The following is a 20,310-nucleotide window of genomic DNA, read 5'->3' as shown; positions in this document are numbered from 1 at the left end:
ACGTCTTAGTATTAAAAATTTAGACAAAAAAAAGTAAAATAAATACAAATCTAAAGAGCCTGCAAGAATATTATGGAGAAAGTCAGATAGAAACAGGGTGAAAAGTGAAGATGAAATGTAAAATTAAAATAAGTATGGTGTGTGGATGGAAGTGTTAGAGTTATTTTACAATTGGAGTGATTAAATGGTTATAAATGATATTTACCTAAGAAGAAAAAACAAATTACTATTGAATATAGGTAATGAAAAAACTCCACAGAAAAACTACATTGCGACAATATTATTAAACATTGATAATTTGGGATTTACATTATCGAAAAATATTATTGAAATCCTATATACATATTCCACAAGTCAATTAAACAGTTTCTACATTGCTTTAATTAAAAATTTAAAAGAGTTAGTAGGAGCTAACAAACAATACAATCCAATGTATCCTAACTTTCCTCACCAAGTAATGGATGCAGATAACTCCGAGTTATTCATTAATGCTATTTTTCATTACTGGTCATTTGGATCATTACTTCCTAATTATAAAAAAGAAGAGAGATTACCATTATATGATATAACAACCAAGAAAGTAATAGAGATAGGTACCGAGGAAGAATTTGAAAGTATTTTTATAAATCTATTATCTTCTAAAACTTCTATTTCTGAAACTGATAAAGAGGATTTAAGATGGTTTTTCAATGAATATCCTGACAAAGTTAACAATATCTTACCTAAAGAAATACCTTCAAAAGAAAATTTAGCTTTGTTATCTAAATTGTTACTGCATAATAACATAAATACTTCTGTATTATTTGATTATGTAAAGATAGCTACTGATGTATTAAGAATTGCAGTTGCTATGTCAGAAGGAGATATTAGTTTAGCAACTAATACAAAGTTTAAAAGTTTCAAACGTAAGGAAAGACGTTTATTAATGTCCTTATTAGAAAATTGTTCTAATATTGAAGAGGATATGAAACGATATAAGAATAGATGGATTAGATTAGGTGAAAGATTACATCCTACAGAATTCAAAAGATATGAAAAAGTAAAAGAGGCTTTTACTAAGCTGAGAAATAATCAACCAATTCAAACATTTAATGGTGTGTTAACTGATGCGTTAGAAAATAATAGAATGGATCAAGCATTATCTTTATTAGTGAAAAGACCAGGGGAATTCGCACGTAAATTAGATCATTTAATAAGGTTGCATACTAACCCAAATGTAATACTAAATGAATTTAAAAATGTGGCGGATAGTGTTGAAACTACAGTGCTATTGCAAGTTAGAGAGCACTTTAAAAATAGAAATAATCAAAAAGAGAAAAGAACATTTTTCCCTAAAGGTAATGTTGCTAAATTATTTGTCATAGATAATAACCTTCCTGAGATTGAGGAGAATATATGCAATAGCATAGTACAAATCTGCGAAAATAGTTTAGTAAATGAGTATAAGAAAAGGGACTATCTTGGTAAGGTTTATCTAGATGAATCATTAAAAAATTATCTTGTGCCTTTTTCGCAACGGTCAGCAAGTAAATCACTTAAATCAGTAGTAAGAGGTTCAAAATTAGATATAAGCGATTCAACCAGTACTATTCGCTCCTTTATTTATTGGAAAGAAAATAATTTGGATAGGGCAGATATAGATTTGTCTGCAGTAATGTATGATGATAATTGGAATTATTTAGAGCATGTGTCCTATACAAATCTGAGATCATCAAAGTATAAAGCTTTTCATAGTGGGGATATTACTTCAGCTCCTCATGGAGCAAGTGAATTTATCGATTTAGAAATTGATTCTGTTAGAAAATTTGGAGGAAGATATATAGTACTTTCAATTCAATCCTTTACTGGTCAAACTTTTAGTGAGTTACCCGAATGTTTTATGGGATGGATGGATAGGGAAAATCCTAATTCTGGAGAAATTTACGAACCTAAGACAGTCGAGAACAGAATGGATGTAACTTCTGAAGCTAGAGTAAGTATACCTATGATAATCGATCTTCATGAAAACAAAGTGATATGGACAGATATAGCACTTAGAAACAATCCTGATTATTACAATAATGTGGAAGGTAATAAAATAGGTATGGTATTAATGGGTAAAGCAATGACTACTTTAATTAAACCTAATCTTTATGAGTTAATAGAATTGAATATTAAGGCAAGAGGGGAAAAATGTGATAATATAGAAGAGGCAGATATTGTATTTTCTATAAATCAAGGTGTTACTCCTTTTGACCAGGATGTAATTGTGTCACAATATTTATAAGTTAAAATTGGGCTATTGCTCGTCTTCCTTCTATATCCATCTTCCTGAATTAGATGAGCAAATTCCCCGATTGTATAATTAAGGCTATGTTATATCTTCCTTCAAACTACAATCTGTGTGAATGAATTAGATATGACAATTTCCTTTATAAAGGTTAGGGTGATAATAGCCCTGACCTTTTATTGAATTGGATTTATTTAAAAGATGTAGTATTATGGATAATATTCGGTGGTACTCCTTTCTTTGTTTTGAAGCAGTAAAAACCAAGGAATCGGACTACTTAAAATGCTTTCTAATGAAAAATTAAATTCTAGTTGATACCATTTACATACATAAAATGAGTAATATTATGACTGTATTAAAAGAATTTGTTGAATAAATAAAAAAGAGAAAGTGTAAGTCGCTATTATAAGTAATTTAGTTGATGAATTTATGAGACTAGGTGAAAGAGTTATTTAATAAAACAGCTTATATATAATTGCTGGACAATAAAAATCTTTTTAAGAACCTATGGTCATATATTACATCAATTGGCATATCTGATGCAGTTGCGAAATTTAACGTTATCACAGAGTGATAAAAATGGTGATTATTTTATAAAAAGTTGAGTAAAGGAAGTGCTAGAAACCGTGGTATATGTGAGTTCTAGGAATATTGAATTATATTATGCTGATACCGATATGATGGGTGTTATTTATCATGCGAATTATCTTAAATTTTTTGAACGAGGAAGAACAGGTTTAATTGAAGATCTTGGGTATAGTTATTTAGAAATGGAGAATAAGGGGTATTTCGCCCCTGTATATGATGTGTATGCTCAATATAAAAAGCCATTACGCTATGGAGATCAGGCAAAGGTGAAAACCTGGGTAGAAACAAATGATGGCATAAAAACTGTATACGGATATCAGATTATTAATCAGGACGATGAAGTTTGTGTAGAGGGTACTACTACGCATATTATAGTCTCAAAAGAAACATTTAGACCTAAATCGTTTAAAAAGATGTTTCCAGAATGGTTTAATAAATATGAAGAAATTAAAAAGCAACCATCTGACAAGTAAGAATAGCAAAAGGGGGTTGCGATTATGGCCTTTGGTTTGAAGAAAAAGGAACTGATAGAATGGAAAAGAAAAATCGATAATGGAGAAATTGCTTTTTTAACTCATTATTGGCTGGATGATCGTTTTCCAGGCTGTAAGACTGTTACGAAAGTTGGCTGTGCGGATCTGGAGAAATTAAAAAACTGGGGAAAGAAATATGGCTTAAAAGAGGAATGGATACATTATCGGCATGACGGCTATTCTCATTTTGACCTATTAGGCGACACACAAAAGAAGATTTTAAAAGAAGAAGGAATTGACCATCCTTTACAATAGAGAAATAGTTTTTTTACACTTGATTAAGATAAGGCTGGAAAAAATATGTTGTTAAAAAAAACAGTGAGACACTTGATGTATCTCACTGTTTTTTTAAATTTTGCCCCTAAACAACAATTGAACTTATTGAGCATGACGATATTCTGGTTCATTTGCAACTTCATTGAAATCTGCAAATAGATCATGATCATCAAAATACCACAAATCTTTTTCTTCGATATAGTAATGGATACCGTCTTTTTCTGTTTCTACCCCAATGTTAACTGGCTGCTCATTAGAAATTCCTAATGAAAATCCTTGCTGAACAGTACTGCATCCACCATAACGTGCAAAGAAGCGTACATAGTCACCGTCTTTTAACATCATTTCATCTTTATACCACTCAGCTGCTTTGTCACTAATTACAATTTTCATATTAACACCTCTTATGAATTTTGCTTCGACTACTTGAAGCATTTTAATTCTATTCCTAATTATAAGTTCATTATAAAGGAATGGATGAGAATTATCGAATATTTGAATTTAAGATAATTTCAAAAACATTCCTAAAGAGCTGTAAATTTTACTTTACTCTGCTTGTCCCTCTTTTTGCATATGCTCCATGATTTCTTTATAAATAGAAGGACTATATTTATTAATTGCATGCTCTGAAACTTGTAATGGATACATCTTATAATCTTTTTCATCCTTACTAGAAACAAAAGTGGGATAGAAAGAAGGTGCGTCCATTGTAATAGATGTCTGCTTTCCTAATTGCTTTTTCTTGACTGTAACAGTTACCATTCCACCAATATCCCGATACTCTTCGTCCTGACCAGATAAAAAGTTTCCTAATGAATAGACTACTAATCCTTTATGTCCATTTTTACCTTTTACCCACTCGATTGGCTGCAAAACATGTGGATGACTGCCGAATATAATATGCACACCTTCATCTACTAGAAATTGTGCCAATTCTTTTTGCTCATTAGATGGGAACCGTTGGTATTCATTTCCCCAATGAATCATCATCACGACAACATCTGCTTCTTTTTTTGCTTTTTGGATTTCACTGCTCATTCTTTTTTTATCCAATATATTTACAATATATTCTTTTCCTTCGGGAATAGGGATTCCATTTAAGCCATAAGTATAGGCTAGATAAGCAACTTTGATGCCCTTTTTCTTCAAGACAACGACTTTATCTTGATCATCCTGAGACAAGTAAGTTCCAACATGAGGGAGACCAATTTGATTTAAATAATCAAGGGAGAGCTTTTGTGCATCAACTCCACGATCTAGGGCATGATTATTAGCCGTTGTGACAATATCGATGCCTGCTTTTTTTAAACTATCAGCAATTTCATGTGGACTATTGAAAGCAGGATATCCGGATAAACCAATCGATTCTCCGGCAACAATTGTTTCTTGATTTGCTATTAGCAAATCAGGTTTCTTTAATTCGCTTGTTATATTATCTAGCATTTTATCAAAATTAAACCGATTTCCTTCTCGTGCATCATTGTAGACACGATCATGGATTAAAATGTCGCCGATTGCAGCTAATGTAATTTCGCTGGATTCTTCTTTTGCTAAATTTCCTTTGTCGCTTCCTGAATTAGGACGCACTTCTTTATAGGCAGAAGATGAATGGTCTATTGTATATGTAAGTATTATGCCGATTATACCAAAAAGAAGAAGGAGGAAAACGAATAATAGATGTGTTTTTTTCTGCATAGCTAGCCTCTTTACAATTCTAAATTTTATTTATTTCTTTACATTTAATAGCATACCAAAAAAATACTAGTTTGTAAGGAAAATAGGAGATTTTTACATAAAATAGGCATTCAGTAACTTTTTTGTGTCGTACATACTTTAAGAATTATACAACGGAAAAAAGATACTCATAGTTGTACCTTTCTCTCGTGAACTAATGATATTCATCTTTCCATCATACTTCTCAACTAGTTGTTTACACACATATAGACCCATGCCTGTTCCGTTTTTTTTAGTTGTTTGCAGTGGTATAAATAAGTTTTTTAATTGTGCTTCCGGTATTCCGCATCCATTGTCTTTAATCTCAATAACTAATTGATTTCTTTGTTTTCTTGTGGCTATTGTTACTTCTTTTGGAATAGATGAAAGATTTTCTTCTGTAGCTTCGAAAGCATTTTTCACTATATTAACTAACACCTGTGTTAAATGTTGTTTATGGCCCTTGCATAAAAGTTCGTCAGTGGAAAATCTTGTTATTAGATTTATGTCTTTTAAATGAGCCTCACTTTTAAAAATAGGTATTAAATTTAGGAGTAATTCGTTTATAGATAATGGAGTGATATCGTCTGCTTGTTGTTTGGAAAGCGTTAAAAAGTCTGTGATTAACTCATTTGCACGTGTTAATTCTCCAAGAGCGATATCGGTGTACTGATGAATAAGTTCGACATTATTTGTTTGTTTGATTAATTGAAGGAAGCCACTTACAGAAGTTAATGGATTACGCACTTCATGTGTAATACTTGTAACCATTTTGGCAATATTTTCACTGTAAGTGGTGGAAAGAGAGAGTGATTGCAAACTATCTGTTAGTGCTTCCATGGTTGCTGATTGTTCTTGCAGCTTTTCCTCCACATGCTTCCATTTATTGATAAAACATTTAAAAGTTGCGTCAGATACATGAAAAGATGTAGCGGGTAAGTTCATTTTGTATTCGCTCCTTTAACAATTATAGTAAAAGGTATGACGAAATAAATCATTTTATGTCAAATAAATATTCGACCAAGAAAAAAAGACCATAATCGGTCTTTTTTTCTTATAACCAGTTTACTTTTGGCTCTGTTTTATTAATAATTCGTTTAATATTCGCTCGATGTCTATAGACAACAAAAATTGTAAGAATCGCCAGGATGATAATGAGTAATTTATCTTCCCATAGAATAAAGGAATATATTAATCCCGCCAAACCAGCAATCATTGAGGACAGCGACACATATTTTGATAAATAGAGCGAAATAAAAAAGACCGCAACAATAATCAAGAATAAGATAGGTTCGTGTCCAAGAAGAATTCCTGCTGAAGTAGCAACTGCTTTTCCTCCCTTGAAACCTGCAAAAATGGGATACATATGGCCAATAACAGCAAATACTCCGATTATAAGCGGATTAATATCTATTTCCACATCCCAAATAAGTGTGACCAACAGTGGGAGAACTGTTGCAATTGTTCCTTTCAGTATATCGGAGATTGTAACAGCAAAGCCTGCTTTTTTTCCAAGAACTCGAAATGTATTTGTACCACCTAAGTTGCCACTGCCATGTTCTCGTATATCTATATTGTAAAAGGATTTGCCTATTATTAGTCCAGAAGGAATAGATCCAATTAAATAAGCGAGTATAATTAAAAGTCCAATAATCAATTTCGTATTCTCCTTCACGTATGTATACTATTTGCCTTTATATTGTACCATGTAATTGCGAAAACTCATCATTTTTTCAAAAAAAATTATCTATATATCTTGCCACTAATGGTAAAAATTAAAGGGAAATAAGTTGGATTTTGTTGAGAAGAGGGGGGGAAAAGATGAAACAATTATTCTTTTTTCTATTCATTATTTTTATCATTTTTTATAGTAGTACCATTTATCACCATTTGAAAAAACCACTGCCAAGGGGATTGTCAATGGAAGGCGTTATTCATCAGGTGAAGGATGTTGAACTATTAACAGATTTAACCTACAAAAATAACCAAAAGAAAAGAATGGTTCAGCATGAAATAATTAATTCCATGATAAAGGAAGTAGAGAAAGCAAATGAATTTATCATAATTGATATGTTTTTATTTAATAAAGATACAAATGAAGACCAGCAATATCCAAAGTTAGTAGAAAAGTTTACAGAAGTGTTAATTAAGAAAAAGCAAGAAAAACCAATGATAAATATTATTTTTATAACGGATAAAATTAATACTGTGTACGATTCTTATCCGTCAGAAGAATTTAAGCAATTAAAAGAAAACGGAGTGAAAGTGATAGAAACAGAGCTGAATGACTTGCGAGATTCTAATCCACTTTATTCTGGCTTTTGGCGTATGTTTGGACAGTGGCTAAAAACAAGAGGAGATGGTCATCTACCTAATTTGCTTGCAAAAAGCGCTCCAAAAGTAACAGCTATATCCTATTTAGAATTACTTAACATAAAAGCAAATCATCGGAAAGTCATAATTACCGAAACAACAGCGATTATCTCGAGTGGTAATATTAATAATGCAAGCGGTTATCACTCTAATGCTGCCTTTAAAGTGCATGGGAATATCCTTAACGAATTGCTAAAAAGTGAGGAGAGTGCAGCAAGATTAAGTGAACCGATTGATTTGCCGAGAATAAAAGAACAAGCTGAATCGAAAAGTGCTAATGTGAAAATTCAATTATTAACTGAAGGGAAAATTGGTAAGCATATACTACAGGAAATTAAAAATACCAAAAAAAGCGAAACGATTTGGATAGGCATGCTCTATTTAGCAGATCAAAAAGTAATCAAGGAAATAAAGGCAGCTGCTAAAAGAGATGTAAGGATATATATAATATTAGACCCAAATCAAAATGCATTTGGCAATAAAAAAATTGGCTTACCCAATATCCCAGTTGTTGCTGACCTAAGAAAAGCAAAAGCCGCAAAAAACATTCACATTAAATGGTATAACACAGGAAAAGAGCAATTTCATCCGAAACTCTTATATATAGAAAGATTGAAAGATAGAGAAAGTATCATTATAAGCGGTTCAGCCAATCTTACGCAAAGAAATCTTTATGATTTTAATTTGGAAACAGATATAAAAATAATTGCCAACCATAAAGAAAAAATTATGAGAGAAACAAAGACCTATTTCCAAAAATTATGGGGAAATGAACAGGCTCTTTTTACAAAAGGGGTAGATAAGCAAAAAAACTTCCCCATGTTTCGCTATATTATTTATCGTTTGCAAAGGATACTAGGTTTTACGACTTATTAATTTAATTAATAATTTCTGACCCTTTTCAAATAATAATATTACGGAAATGGAGGGAAAGATAATGAATAAAAAAGAAATTTTAACTTCATCAGAGCTTGCAACATTATGGATGACATATCAAGAAAAAACAATGTTTCTTCGAGTCGTTGAATATTTCCATGCTGTTAATGAAGAGAAGAAAGAGAAAAACTTCTATGAAAGTCATTTAACCAAGTTAGCAAAAGAAATAAAGAAAATAGAAGCGATATTGATAGCGGAAGGTGCAGTTATTCCACATGGATTTTCTGACCAAGATGTAAATAAACAAGCTCCACCTTTATTTCAACCAACCTTTGCCTTGCAAATCGTAAGAATGCTCGCAGAAATAGGCATGGGACTACATGCTTTACATTTAGCAAGATCCTATCGAAAGGATATAATTCGTTTATACCAAGAATTATCAGTTACAACCCAGCATTGTTATGAAGAATGTACAGAACTGCTAATAGAAAAAGGAGCATTAAGCCGCCCACCTCAAGTCGCAATGCCTGAGCAAGTAGAAGTGGTTGTTAGTACGGAGTATTTGAAAGGCACAAAGATATTAGGAGATAAAAGGGTTTTAAATACGGTAGAGGTTTCTTTTCTCTATCAATCGATTGAAAGCAATAGTATTGGTCAACAATTAATAACTGGTTTTGCTCAAGTAACAAAAGATCCTGAGTTAAAAAAATTTTTTACGGAAGGAAAAGAACTATCCAAAAAAATCATTGCGAAACTTTCCAAGAAATTAACGGATGATGATATACAAGTTCCCTTAGGGTGGGTTGGTAGTCCAACACTTTCCACGACTGCCCCATTTTCCGATAAATTAATGCTATATTGTATAAGTTTATTTTGTAGTTTTGGACTTGGCAGCAATGCTATTGGTACGACCTTCAGCTTACGCAAAGACTTGTCAGCAACCTTTATTCCACTTATTGCAAAGATTTATGATTATGGAGTACAAGGTGCAGAGTTAATGGCAAAAAAAGGATACACAGAAGAGCCGCCAGCAATGGAGAATCGTCAAAATTTAATAAACAGAAAATAATTCATTCCTATTTAAAGGGAATTGCATTTTACTTATCAGTATATAGAAATAGTGCTATGATTACCATATAGATGATCTTGTTAAAGGGAGATGGCACTATAGTGACTGGATTTTTCAGTTTGGAAAAAGATTTAGCACAAAAAATAAATAAACTTATGGAAATGAGCAGGAGATTTTCAGAAAGGGCAAAGGAAATAGATGAAACTGCATCATTTCCCTTTGATAATGTAAAAGAATTACAGGAATCAGGTTACACAAGTTTAACCATACCAAAGGAGTTTGGCGGACAAGAAATCTCATTATATGAATTGGTAAGATTACAAGAAGTGATTGCCCAAGGCGATGGATCTACTGCTTTATCCATCGGTTGGCATATGGGAATCGTAAGAAATATCCAAGAAGCAAATTGGAATAAAGATACATTAACAGAGGTATATGAGAACCTATTATCTGGTTCCTTAATTAATGGAGCTGCGACAGAACCGCAAACTGGCAGTCCCACTAGAGGTGGAAAACCACAAACTACCGCAGAAAAAAAGGGCCAGAGTTGGGTTATAAATGGACATAAATCCTTTACAACGATGTCTCCTGTTTTAGATTATTTTCTTGTAACGGCATCCATAAATGATACAGACGATGTAGGGAATTTCTTAATTCCTAAAGAGTGTAGAGGCATTCGTATAGAAAACACATGGGATAGCATTGCTTTAAGAGGAACAGGAAGTAACGATGTTTATTTTGAAAATGTGGAAATTCCAGCTCGTTATTTTGTCGAAAAATTAGATAGTCGAAAAAAAATTAATCCCTGGCTTCTGCATATTCCGGCATGTTATATAGGAATCGCTGGTGCTGCACAAAAAGAAGCAGTTACTTTTGCGAAAAACTATTCTCCAAATAGTATTAAAGGAACAATCAGCGATATTCCGAGCGTAAGATCCAAAATAGGGGAAATAGAGTTAAAAATGCAAACGGCTAAACACTTTCTATATTCCGTAAGTAAAAAATGGGATGAAGCAGATAAAGAGCAGCAATCCCATATGCTGCCAGAATTAAGTGCTGTTAAATTAGTGGTCACGAATACTGCCATTGAAGTGGTAGATATAGCAATGCGTATCGTCGGCGCACGCAGCCTTTCTGCAAAAAGTCCGCTTCAGCGCTACTACCGAGATGTACGCGCAGGCTTACATAACCCACCAATGGATGATATGACGATTGAGCAGCTGGCACGAAAGTCGATAAATGAATATTAAATAATATTTCAAAGAAATCTGGGAAAAAACCTATCTATCGCAAAAGTCGAGCGTCCTTCTCTGCATGTCGCTATTTTTTAAGGTTGTTCAGTGTGCGAATAATTACCGCCAATTTCTTTGTGGAAAGAATAAAAATCCCGAACAATTATACAGAATTTTAATTGAAAACGACGGATAATTAACTGGTTATAAATGACGGCTGGAATACTAATGTCCAGCCGCCATAAACAGATGTTTAGCTAACTTTTTCCCTATCAACTTTTATTTTATTTGTCCGATAATGGCGTAGAAAATGATTTTCTATTTTAAATGAACCATTTATGTATCTTTTTAATCCAATCACTGCCAATTCCTCTATCAAAATTAAACCAAGAAAAGCATAAATGAAAATACTCAATAAAAATCCCTCCTTCAGCAGGTTTATAACTTCTATTTCAATTCCTTTTTTTCCGAAAATCAAAACAATGGACTATCATAAAATAATATGAACATCTATATTTTTAAGAACATAAATATAAATAGTAAATTCCAATAAAAAAATAGTGCAAAACGATTGAAAAATATAGAAGAATAACGCATAATCAAATCTTGAATAATCATTTTTATGAACATTAAACACATTTATGTAAAAAGTGTTTTATCTATATAAGATATAAAATAAACATATAAAGGGAGATGGAAGATGAAAATAAGAGTTTCTGCCGTACAATACAAATTAGAAAACATTAAGTCATTTGAAGAATTTGCTAAACAATGTGAGCATTATGTTCGAACAGCGCTTGAATTTGGTGCAGAATTTGTTTTATTTCCTGAATTTTTTACAACACAGCTGTTATCTATGGGAGATGAAAATAACGCCTTAACAATCAATGAGCTCCCTGGATTTACGGAGCAATATCAGGAATTATTCAGATCATTTGCTGTGGAAACGGGAATGCATATTATCGGTGGAACTCATGTTATTCGCAGAGAAGATAAATTATTTAATGTAGCTCATTTGTTTTATCCAGATGGAAGAATAGAAGAACAAGCAAAACTTCATATCACACCTACAGAAGAATATGAATGGAATATGGAAAAAGGGGACTCCTTCCGTATTTTTGATACAGATAAAGGAAAAATTGCCATTCTAACTTGTTATGATATTGAATTTCCAGAAATTGTCCGTATGGCAAAAGCAGCAGGAGCAGATGTGATTTTTTGTCCATCTTGTACAGATGATCGTCATGGTTTTCATCGTGTTCGCTATACTTGTCATGCAAGGGCCATTGAAAATCAAGTATATGTAGTTGTAACAGGAACAGTTGGAAGCTTAACGAATGTGGACTTTATGCGAGCCAACTTTGGGCAGGCAGCAGTCATTACTCCTAATGATATCCCATTCCCCCCACAAGGAATTCTCGTTGAAGGGGAATTAAATAATGATATGATTGTAACAGCAGATTTAGATCTTTCCTTATTATATGAAGTAAGAGAAAAAGGTTCTGTCACAACATGGAGAGATAGAAGAACAGATCTTTATCCAGACTGGAATTCGACTGTGGAAGGATGATTACTGCATGATCTTTAGTGAGTTTTTTCTTTATGATGAGGAAAAACCGATTCGATGTACGGTCCGAAATTATCAAGAAAGAGATTTTAACGAACTAAGTGCTATTCAAGCAGAATGTTTTCCTGCCCCGTTTCCAGAAGATCTCTGGTGGAACGATGAACAATTAGCAAGTCATCTTGCTTATTTCCCACAAGGGGCAATCTGTGTGGAAGTGGAGGGAGAACTTGCTGGATCATTAACAAGTTTCCGTACAATTTATGATCCTGAACATTCCCAGCACACATGGGGGAAAATAACCGATAATGGCTATATTACCACACATGATGAGAATGGAAATGCATTATATGTAGTCGATATTAGTATCCGGCCAAAATATCGTAAGCTCGGTTTAGGTAAAGTGCTAATACAAAGTGCCTATTATTTAGTTATACACTTAGGCATAGAGCGATTGCTGGGCGGTGGAAGAATGCCAGGTTACAGAAAAGTGGCCGACAAACTTTCTCCCGCAAAATATTTAGACTATGTGATGGCAGGCAAATTGCAAGACCCTGTTCTAACGTTTTTACTGCGATGCGGAAGAACGCCAGTAACGATATTGTCTAACTACTTGGACGATGAAGATTCTTTAAATTATGCAGTATTAATGGAATGGAAAAATCCCTTTCAAAACATATAAAAATAGCGAATGTCTTATTTGATCTTTGAGGAGTGAATAGATTACTCCTCTTAAGATCGAGTGAGACATTTTTTATATACGGCTTATGGTGGAGAAATTCCCTGCTAATAAGAAAACACCTACCAATAATCGGATAATAGTCTAGAATTCCATATTAAAAACTCCTCATTCAAAATTTGTCTTAAGTTAATCAATTTCCCCATTCCTATAAAAATCTCATAACAAAATATCCTCTAACTATTGACACTTACGTTGCGTAATTCTTTACAGTAGCAGTTGAAGGAGGTACAAAAAGATGAATAGGAGAGTAAAAAGAGTAGCTGAAAAGCGGGATATAATTTTCCATAAACTTGCAGCCTTTGTGATCTATCTCCCGAATCTAAAAAAGTATAAGTAAAATTAATGAATGGTATGGCATTTTTAATGAAAAACTTGCCAAATACTATCCTGCTCCCTTTATGGATAGGTCCAATCCATATTAAAACGATTTATCAAAAACATTAATCAATATGGTAATGGATTAGCAAAATTTACGACTGAAGCGATAAGTATTCAGATAATAAAAAAGGTGGTAACAATGAAAATAGTAATCGAAAATACAACCGAGCAATATGAAAAGTTGTTCTCTATGGAGGATGAAAAAGAAAACTACTTTCGGTATTCCATGATGAAACCTTTTGAAAAAATGTGGAATACGATTAATGTTCCTTTAAAGGCTAATCAATCTAATGGATATGACGTAATAATGGCTGCAAAAATGCTTGGATATCTTGATGTTACGAAAACCGAAATCGGAAAGATAGCGTTAGAGAATCTAAAGAAGATTCATGCACTTCAAACGGCATATGATACCTTGAATCACTGTACTGATTTTATACAAGAGAAGAACTTAGAAATAAATAATGATGAATTGAAATTTGGAATGTATATTGCTGATCCTAAAAAGCTAGAATTACAAAAAGGTTATTGTGGCTTTGGGGGAATTCCAGGGTTTATTCAAGTGGCAATTTTCCCTAACTCCTATAATATACCTAAAATCCCTGCTGTCATTGCACATGAATTTCATCATAATCTCCGTTTTTCTTATTTTGATTGGGATCATGGTAATGTTACAGTTGGAGATTACCTAATTATAGAAGGTTTAGCAGAGTCATTTGCAAAAGAGTTATACGGAGAAAGCAATTTAGGTCCTTGGGTTACTTCTTTTCATAAAGAAGATTTAGAATACTCAATCGGAATAATAAAAGATGCAGTAAATGTTAAAGGCTTTGCTGAGGTTAGCAGTTATATGTTTGGTGACACCATTGCAATAGAACAGGGATATCAACCTGTTGGGCTATCACCGTTTGCGGGATATGCAGTTGGATACCAAGCAGTACAGTCCTTCATGAAAGCTAATAATGTGGGGATAAGAGAAGCAACCTTACTTAGTGCAGAGGAAATACTAAACAATTGTAAACTGTTTTCCTGATATCGTTTTTATCTATGAAGGGTGGGACATAAGTATTTCAATCAAATATACCCCGATCAATTATACGTACACACTAAAAAATATTCGTATAATTGTTCGTGGTTTTATTAATTTTAGAAAGAAGGTTTGTGGTAATCATCCGCAGCGTGAATACACTTCGCTTTCCATGGGGCGTGTGCCAAGCCTCCCAGCCACTTTTCTTGTTTAAGCAATTCATAAATGATTCTATTTGAAAAATAACCAATACGTTAAAGGAAAAGAAATAATAACCAATATGCTCAATCTACTATACTTTAAGATTCTTGATTGGAAGGAGAGTAAACCTGATTATAGATTCTTAGTAGAGACTACTTTTCTATCCTCTCCTCATTGCCAAAAATATCCGTACAGTTGCTAATTACAAAATTTTTTATAAAGTCCCTGAATCATTTTATTTAGACGTTGGTTGAGATTACACTTTTGAAGCCTTTAGAGAAAGAGTGTATTTACTTAGGTTAACGTAAAGTTAAAAAGAAATCAAAAACGTTGTAGTTACTTTCGGAAAAATATAACGAATCACTTCCCAGGAGGGTTAAAAACTGTTTACGAATGGATCTATAAAGAAATTTATGGTGCTGACTTTTCCATCTTGGCTAATGCTATGGAAAAGTGTATATTTTAACCCTCTTTCCACATTATTTTCCGATTACCATATAGATTGTAATTTCTTTTATTTAAAAAGCTTCTTATATAGAAAGAAGCAGCATAAAGGGGGAAAAAATCTTTTAGCATTAAAACGGGGTAAAAAAACGTAAAACAAAAAATAATATTTGACATGTAATTAATTAAGTTATATATTATTAAATGGTTAATAATTAAGAAGTTAAACATTTATTTGTAAAGTAATTTAAGAAAGGATGGGGGATAGGTGCATAATGGCGAAGAGCTTTTTGAAGTCGCTGCGATGTTTGGCAATTTTATTAAAAATATAACTAGTGACTTTAATAAAAATAGCAGTGATTTAAATATTACTCAATATAAATTGCTTTTTCATTTAGATAAGGTAGGATCCCTTAATGTTTCAGATCTCGCCAAAAGCGTACACATTACTAACGCTGCTGTAACAACCATAACTGATCAGCTATTGGCGGATGACTATATTACAAAAGATCGATCAAAGACAGATCGAAGGGTAGTCAATATTACCATTACCGATAAAGGAAGAACTATCGTTAATAATATGAAAATAGAGCAGCAGAATAAAATGAAGGAACACTTTCACAAGCTAACAGAGGAAGATATTCAACATTTAAAACGTATCTTTAAATTATTAAACGAGAATTTCTAATATTTTATAAAGAAAAGAGAGAATGCAATGGAACATTTAACACAAAAGAAAAAGCTGTCGATTATGATTGCAATCATGGCAGCGATGTTTTTTGCAGCGATTAACCAAACAATCGTTAGTACTGCAATGCCGAAAATCATTTCGATCCTTGATGGGATGGACTATTATACATGGACCATTAATATTTATATGCTCACATCCACAATTGCCACAGTGCTTGTTGGAAAGCTATCCGATATGTATGGACGTAAGCCGTTCTTATTAATTGGGATATTATTATTTATGGTTGGTGCTTTCTTAACAGGTACTTCCAATGACGTATTTCAATTTATTGCATACCGCGGTATCCAAGGGATAGGTGCTGGTATTATTCAATCTTCCGCTTTTACAGCAGTTGGTGACTTATTCCCGCCTCGTGAACGTGGAAAATGGATGGGATTATTAACGGCTGTATTTGGTTTCTCCAGTGTACTTGGCCCTCTATTAGGAGGATACTTAGTTGATCATTTAGATTGGCACTGGTTATTCTGGATTTTCCTACCAATTGGAATTATTGCATTTGGTATGATTATGGCACTATTCCCTAAAGTAGAAGGAAACGGAAAACAAAGTATTGATTACATTGGATCCTTATTTATGACTGTCGCAATTGTTCCATTATTATTGGCCTTTTCATGGGCAGGAACAGAGTATGCATGGGGATCCGTACAAATTCTCGGATTGATTGCAGCAAGTATTGTTTTTGCTATTGTGTTTGTATTGGTGGAAAAGAAAGCAAAAAATCCAATTTTACCATTACATCTATTCAAAAATAATATTGTTACTGTTTCTAATATAATTGGTTTTATTATGAACTTTGGAATGATGGGTGCCATGATTTATCTATCTTTCTTCGTTCAAGGTGTATTAGGGATATCTCCTACTTATGCTGGTTATGTAACAATGCCAATGTCTATTGTTATGGTTATCTCAAGTACCATTATAGGTCAGTTAATTTCAAAAACAGGGAAATACAAACGTTTTGCCTTAATCGGGGTTCCAACAATGATCGCTGGTATGGCCATTATGATTTTTATGAATAGTGTACCAATGGCGATTTTAAGTATGATTGTATTTGGTTTGGGACTAGGTATTGGTATGCCGGTATTTTCAATTGCTACTCAAAATGCCGTTTCCCATAAAGAATTGGGGGTAGTAACTGCTTCCACTCAATTATTCCGTAATCTAGGTGGTACAATTGGTATTGCGGTCATGGGTACAGTTATGGCAAATAATCTTAAGACAAACTTGCAAGATACGATGCAAAACTCGCCAGTAGTAAAAGATTTAGCAACGTTAGATCCGAAAGTAACAGAGCAAATGGTTGGTTTCGCCAATCCACAAGCATTGATGAATAAACCATTACTCGAACAGACAGAAGCAAATTTACCTGCAGATGTACAACCAATATTTGCGCAAATGATTCAAGGAATCAGAGATGCATTAGGAGATACATTATCAACGGTATTCTTAACTGGAACCATCGTCCTAGTTGTTGCGTTTTTATTAGTTTTCTTCTTAAAAGAAATTCCTTTACGAACATCTAATCAAGCAGCTCCTGAAGAAAAGAAGGAAGAAGATATCGTTTTAAATAGACAAAAATCTTAATACAAATGTGATTTTAGGCTGTCTCCAATAATTATTGGAGACAGCTTTTTATTTGCTTATTTTAGGACAAAAATACAATTCATACCCTATTTTTGGAAAAACCAGAAGTTTTCTCGCACAACCTTTTTTCTGTTATAATAAGTTATAGTATTAGAATGAAAAAAGTAGGGATGTTAAATGAAAATTATCTGTTTTGGAGATAGCTTAACAAGAGGTGTCTCATTTGTAAAAGGTAGGATAAGAATAATTAAAGACAATTATCCCGCTTTACTTGGAAAATTATTTGCCTTAAATAATTCAGAAGATACAATTGTCTTAAATAAGGGTGTATTTAATGATAATTCTGATTTATTACTAAAGCGATTGGAAAAGGATGTGCTTTCTGAGGAGCCGAATTATGTTTTATTAAACGTAGGCGGGAATGATTGCAATTTTCAATGGCAAGAAGTAGCCGAGGATCCTGATAGTAATCATGAGCCGATTGTTCCGATTAATCAATATATCGAAAACATTGCTCAAATGGTCACAAAAATGAAGCAATCTAATATCACGCCAATATTGTTAACTTTGCCACCACTGGATCCAGTCAGATATTATAAATCAATTGCAGATAGATATGGTACAGCAATTAGTCATTGGATTAGCTGCTGTGGCGGGATAGAGCATTGGCATGGTTTATATAATTTTCATTTAAACAAATTAATCGAGCAATTAAATCTTCCAAGTATAGATGTTCGCTCAGCTCTTAAAAAGGCTGGGAATATTGCTGATTTCATTAGTGATGATGGAATTCATTTAAATGCTGAAGGCTACAAGAAAATGAGTTATTTTATTTTTGAGGAGATGAACCGATTAACCGGCAGTCATCAAGAACAATTATCGTAACTTGTCTTTTTTGCAAGAAAATAGTGGAATTAGTTTTCATATACACTGGCTATGGAAAATTTTGGAATTTGCGATAAGATAATGGGACAAGCAGTCATTAATAGGTAGATTTAAATAGTGGAGGAAATACAGATGAGCACATTGTACGAAAAAATAATTGAAGTTTTGCAACAAAAAGGCCCGACAACCCTTTCCGCTATTTTTAATGAATTAAATAGTTATTTAGGAGAGGAAGATACACCTATTTCTATGTCCTCCATAAAGTCTGTACTTTCTCGAAAAAAAGACTTGTTTGAGGTTTATGATGATATAGTATCGATTCATCCAGCAAAAGAAATTACAAAATTAATTGTTGAATATAAAGTAAATCAAGAACATTCTTTCAGTATTCATATTGATTTCGATCTTCGCAACTACTTAATTCAAGAATGGAGTCAGTTTCCGATTGTGATCCCACCGGTTTTTAATAAAATTGAGCCGGAAGAGTTTGATGCTTTAAGGATGGAATTATATCGCTTAAAAATGTGGGATTGGGAAGAAGAGCTGCTAGGAATTGAAACGGTTAAATGTACTGCTCGATTGGTTACTGTGACCACGACTTATACGGTTGATTTAGTGAATATGCAATCGAAGGAATGGAGACAGCTGCAGAAAATGATTTCTCTTTTTACCGATTTAGAATTATTGCTTAAATAAGTTAAATCGATTTGGAAGGATGATTGATAAATAAACGCAGTTTATTGTCCTTTGAAAAATGCGGTTATCTAAAGAGGATAGCCGCAAACATTCATTTATAATAGGAATAAAAAAGCCAACAATTATATGCATCTCTGTATAATTGTTGGCTTTATTTTGTTTAATATTTAGAAATGGTTTGTTTTCTAGATTGTTTTATACGAGCCATTAGGTGCAAAATATAGGGAGTGTTTAGCGATACATAGTCCATAATCCAATATCTTCAAAGCCAATTTTTTTATAAATTTTACCAGCATCAGGATTATCGTAAAATAAGCAGACAAACTGTTTTTCATCTAATACATCATTAACTAGGGCCGTCATTAGCTTGCTTGCCAATCCTTTATTTCTGTAGTCTTTATGTGTACAGACGCCGACAATCATTGCTGAATGGGAATTTTCTGCTGTAGTGGAGACAGTTGATATAATTTCTCCTTTATCGTTTTCAAGAAAATATGTCCGCCCGGTTTTAGTCTCGATCGCTTTCTTGAGCATATCTCTTGAATCATCTGTTGTAATAAATTCATCAATAGAATTGCGCAATGCGACAATGCGATCAATATCATTAAGACTAGCCTGTTTGATCATTTTCGTTTTTTCAATTTTTCGTTTTTTGCCGCATTGAGCAAAATAAGTTACTCTTTTCCTTCCTAATTTTAAAGAAGGATGGTTTTCAAATTTTTCTACTAAATCCGCTCTTCCTGATAGTGTTACTGGATTTGAATTGGTTTCCATTAGAGCCGCAAAAGCTTGGACGTCAAAATGATCTTTATCGACAGAGTAAAATATATAGCTTTTATAATATTTGAGAAGCACTGCTTTTATCTCTCCGCTCTGGAATTCTCCCCAAAGTCTTTGAAATTCTGAATGATACCCAAACGCTTCAATATCGCCAATAATAAAAAGATTCATCGAAGGGTCTTGAAGTAAAAATTTCATCACCTCAGCATGATCTTGTTCTGTAAGTTCTCGAATCATTGTATGACCTTCTTTCTGCTTTCTGAAAATAGTTAATTGTAAGTTTATCATAATATTAAGAATATATATAGATGTGAAAGGGTAAAAATGGA

At 33.0% G+C, this 20,310-nt stretch carries 19 protein-coding genes; 13 read left to right on the top strand and 6 right to left on the bottom strand.

The annotated features are described in order from the left end of the window. Positions 1–184: 184 nt before the first annotated feature. The 3 genes from BCI01S_RS12225 to BCI01S_RS12215 all read left to right on the top strand — a co-directional run bounded on the left by BCI01S_RS12225 (position 185) and on the right by BCI01S_RS12215 (position 3,645). Complete coding sequence (locus BCI01S_RS12225) at positions 185–2,266, top strand: TerD family protein (RefSeq protein ID WP_061798907.1); 2,082 nt, start codon at positions 185–187, stop codon at positions 2,264–2,266. Between the two features lie 629 nt (positions 2,267–2,895). Further along, on the top strand, positions 2,896–3,330 hold the full coding sequence (locus tag BCI01S_RS12220; protein ID WP_268874837.1) for an acyl-CoA thioesterase: 435 nt from the start codon (positions 2,896–2,898) through the stop codon (positions 3,328–3,330). A 24-nt stretch (positions 3,331–3,354) separates the two neighbouring features. Then, positions 3,355–3,645, top strand: coding sequence for a hypothetical protein (locus BCI01S_RS12215; RefSeq protein WP_047943517.1), 291 nt, complete (start codon positions 3,355–3,357; stop codon positions 3,643–3,645). A 123-nt stretch (positions 3,646–3,768) separates the two neighbouring features. Here BCI01S_RS12215 and BCI01S_RS12210 read toward each other — a convergent pair whose 3' ends face one another. The 4 genes from BCI01S_RS12210 to plsY all read right to left on the bottom strand — a co-directional run bounded on the left by BCI01S_RS12210 (position 3,769) and on the right by plsY (position 7,036). Beyond that, positions 3,769–4,059 (bottom strand): HesB/YadR/YfhF family protein, encoded by a 291-nt coding sequence (locus BCI01S_RS12210; RefSeq protein WP_047943542.1) that lies wholly within the window; start codon positions 4,057–4,059, stop codon positions 3,769–3,771. A 153-nt stretch (positions 4,060–4,212) separates the two neighbouring features. Further along, positions 4,213–5,361, bottom strand: a complete 1,149-nt coding sequence (locus tag BCI01S_RS12205) for a CapA family protein (protein WP_047943518.1) — start codon at positions 5,359–5,361, stop codon at positions 4,213–4,215. Positions 5,362–5,499: 138 nt separating this feature from the next. Further along, on the bottom strand, positions 5,500–6,324 hold the full coding sequence (locus BCI01S_RS12200) for a sensor histidine kinase (RefSeq protein WP_061798905.1): 825 nt from the start codon (positions 6,322–6,324) through the stop codon (positions 5,500–5,502). Between the two features lie 109 nt (positions 6,325–6,433). Beyond that, complete coding sequence (gene plsY, locus BCI01S_RS12195) at positions 6,434–7,036, bottom strand: glycerol-3-phosphate 1-O-acyltransferase PlsY (RefSeq protein ID WP_047943520.1); 603 nt, start codon at positions 7,034–7,036, stop codon at positions 6,434–6,436. Positions 7,037–7,200: 164 nt separating this feature from the next. Between plsY and BCI01S_RS12190 the strand changes: the two genes are divergently transcribed. From BCI01S_RS12190 to BCI01S_RS12180, 3 genes are all read left to right on the top strand, one after another. Next, entirely contained in the window at positions 7,201–8,628 is a 1,428-nt protein-coding gene (locus tag BCI01S_RS12190; RefSeq protein ID WP_061798904.1) for a phospholipase D-like domain-containing protein, read from the top strand. 61 nt (positions 8,629–8,689) lie between these two features. Next, the gene (locus tag BCI01S_RS12185; RefSeq protein ID WP_061798902.1) at positions 8,690–9,697 is read left to right on the top strand and encodes a DUF3231 family protein; all 1,008 of its coding nucleotides are present in this window, start codon (positions 8,690–8,692) and stop codon (positions 9,695–9,697) included. A gap of 155 nt (positions 9,698–9,852) precedes the next feature. Then, positions 9,853–10,947: an acyl-CoA dehydrogenase family protein gene (locus BCI01S_RS12180; protein WP_061798997.1), complete on the top strand. Its 1,095-nt coding sequence runs from the start codon at positions 9,853–9,855 to the stop codon at positions 10,945–10,947. Between the two features lie 235 nt (positions 10,948–11,182). On the opposite strand, the gene BCI01S_RS25255 is transcribed toward BCI01S_RS12180, so the two are convergent. Further along, entirely contained in the window at positions 11,183–11,344 is a 162-nt protein-coding gene (locus BCI01S_RS25255) for a hypothetical protein (RefSeq protein WP_156485421.1), read from the bottom strand. Positions 11,345–11,629: 285 nt separating this feature from the next. On the opposite strand from BCI01S_RS25255, the gene BCI01S_RS12175 reads away from it, so the two are divergent. The 7 genes from BCI01S_RS12175 (at position 11,630) to BCI01S_RS12145 (ending at position 19,201) form a co-directional block, all read left to right on the top strand. Continuing rightward, the gene (locus BCI01S_RS12175) at positions 11,630–12,499 is read left to right on the top strand and encodes a carbon-nitrogen hydrolase family protein (RefSeq protein WP_047943523.1); all 870 of its coding nucleotides are present in this window, start codon (positions 11,630–11,632) and stop codon (positions 12,497–12,499) included. A gap of 7 nt (positions 12,500–12,506) precedes the next feature. Next, positions 12,507–13,175: a GNAT family N-acetyltransferase gene (locus BCI01S_RS12170; protein WP_061798900.1), complete on the top strand. Its 669-nt coding sequence runs from the start codon at positions 12,507–12,509 to the stop codon at positions 13,173–13,175. A 577-nt stretch (positions 13,176–13,752) separates the two neighbouring features. Continuing rightward, positions 13,753–14,646, top strand: a complete 894-nt coding sequence (locus tag BCI01S_RS12165) for a DUF2268 domain-containing putative Zn-dependent protease (RefSeq protein WP_061798898.1) — start codon at positions 13,753–13,755, stop codon at positions 14,644–14,646. A 907-nt stretch (positions 14,647–15,553) separates the two neighbouring features. After that, complete coding sequence (locus BCI01S_RS12160) at positions 15,554–15,973, top strand: MarR family winged helix-turn-helix transcriptional regulator (protein ID WP_061798896.1); 420 nt, start codon at positions 15,554–15,556, stop codon at positions 15,971–15,973. 27 nt (positions 15,974–16,000) lie between these two features. Next, a complete protein-coding gene (locus BCI01S_RS12155; protein WP_047943526.1) occupies positions 16,001–17,620 on the top strand; it encodes an MDR family MFS transporter in 1,620 nt (539 codons plus the stop codon). A 177-nt stretch (positions 17,621–17,797) separates the two neighbouring features. Next, positions 17,798–18,505 carry an SGNH/GDSL hydrolase family protein gene (locus tag BCI01S_RS12150; RefSeq protein WP_061798894.1) on the top strand — a complete coding sequence of 236 codons (708 nt, stop codon included), beginning with the start codon at positions 17,798–17,800 and terminating at the stop codon, positions 18,503–18,505. Between the two features lie 132 nt (positions 18,506–18,637). Beyond that, positions 18,638–19,201: a hypothetical protein gene (locus BCI01S_RS12145; protein ID WP_047943528.1), complete on the top strand. Its 564-nt coding sequence runs from the start codon at positions 18,638–18,640 to the stop codon at positions 19,199–19,201. A gap of 231 nt (positions 19,202–19,432) precedes the next feature. On the opposite strand, the gene BCI01S_RS12140 is transcribed toward BCI01S_RS12145, so the two are convergent. Continuing rightward, positions 19,433–20,218, bottom strand: a complete 786-nt coding sequence (locus BCI01S_RS12140; protein WP_061798892.1) for a GNAT family N-acetyltransferase — start codon at positions 20,216–20,218, stop codon at positions 19,433–19,435. Positions 20,219–20,310 lie beyond the last annotated feature (92 nt).

The organism is Niallia circulans NBRC 13626, from assembly GCF_001591585.1.
GTDB lineage: Bacteria > Bacillota > Bacilli > Bacillales > Cytobacillaceae > Niallia > Niallia circulans.
This window is presented reverse-complemented; position numbering and strand designations above follow the sequence as displayed.

Coding starts and splice junctions, on each gene's coding strand:
- BCI01S_RS12180 (WP_061798997.1), top strand. CDS start 9,853: ATGGAAATGAGCAGGAGATTTTCAGAAAGGGCAAAGGAAATAGATGAA.
- BCI01S_RS12175 (WP_047943523.1), top strand. CDS start 11,630: ATGAAAATAAGAGTTTCTGCCGTACAATACAAATTAGAAAACATTAAG.
- BCI01S_RS12150 (WP_061798894.1), top strand. CDS start 17,798: ATGAAAATTATCTGTTTTGGAGATAGCTTAACAAGAGGTGTCTCATTT.
- BCI01S_RS12205 (WP_047943518.1), bottom strand. CDS start 5,361: ATGCAGAAAAAAACACATCTATTATTCGTTTTCCTCCTTCTTCTTTTT.
- BCI01S_RS12215 (WP_047943517.1), top strand. CDS start 3,355: ATGGCCTTTGGTTTGAAGAAAAAGGAACTGATAGAATGGAAAAGAAAA.
- BCI01S_RS12225 (WP_061798907.1), top strand. CDS start 185: ATGGTTATAAATGATATTTACCTAAGAAGAAAAAACAAATTACTATTG.
- BCI01S_RS12140 (WP_061798892.1), bottom strand. CDS start 20,218: ATGATTCGAGAACTTACAGAACAAGATCATGCTGAGGTGATGAAATTT.
- BCI01S_RS12145 (WP_047943528.1), top strand. CDS start 18,638: ATGAGCACATTGTACGAAAAAATAATTGAAGTTTTGCAACAAAAAGGC.
- BCI01S_RS12185 (WP_061798902.1), top strand. CDS start 8,690: ATGAATAAAAAAGAAATTTTAACTTCATCAGAGCTTGCAACATTATGG.
- BCI01S_RS12190 (WP_061798904.1), top strand. CDS start 7,201: ATGAAACAATTATTCTTTTTTCTATTCATTATTTTTATCATTTTTTAT.
- BCI01S_RS12155 (WP_047943526.1), top strand. CDS start 16,001: ATGGAACATTTAACACAAAAGAAAAAGCTGTCGATTATGATTGCAATC.
- BCI01S_RS12200 (WP_061798905.1), bottom strand. CDS start 6,324: ATGAACTTACCCGCTACATCTTTTCATGTATCTGACGCAACTTTTAAA.
- BCI01S_RS12210 (WP_047943542.1), bottom strand. CDS start 4,059: ATGAAAATTGTAATTAGTGACAAAGCAGCTGAGTGGTATAAAGATGAA.
- BCI01S_RS12170 (WP_061798900.1), top strand. CDS start 12,507: ATGATCTTTAGTGAGTTTTTTCTTTATGATGAGGAAAAACCGATTCGA.
- BCI01S_RS12165 (WP_061798898.1), top strand. CDS start 13,753: ATGAAAATAGTAATCGAAAATACAACCGAGCAATATGAAAAGTTGTTC.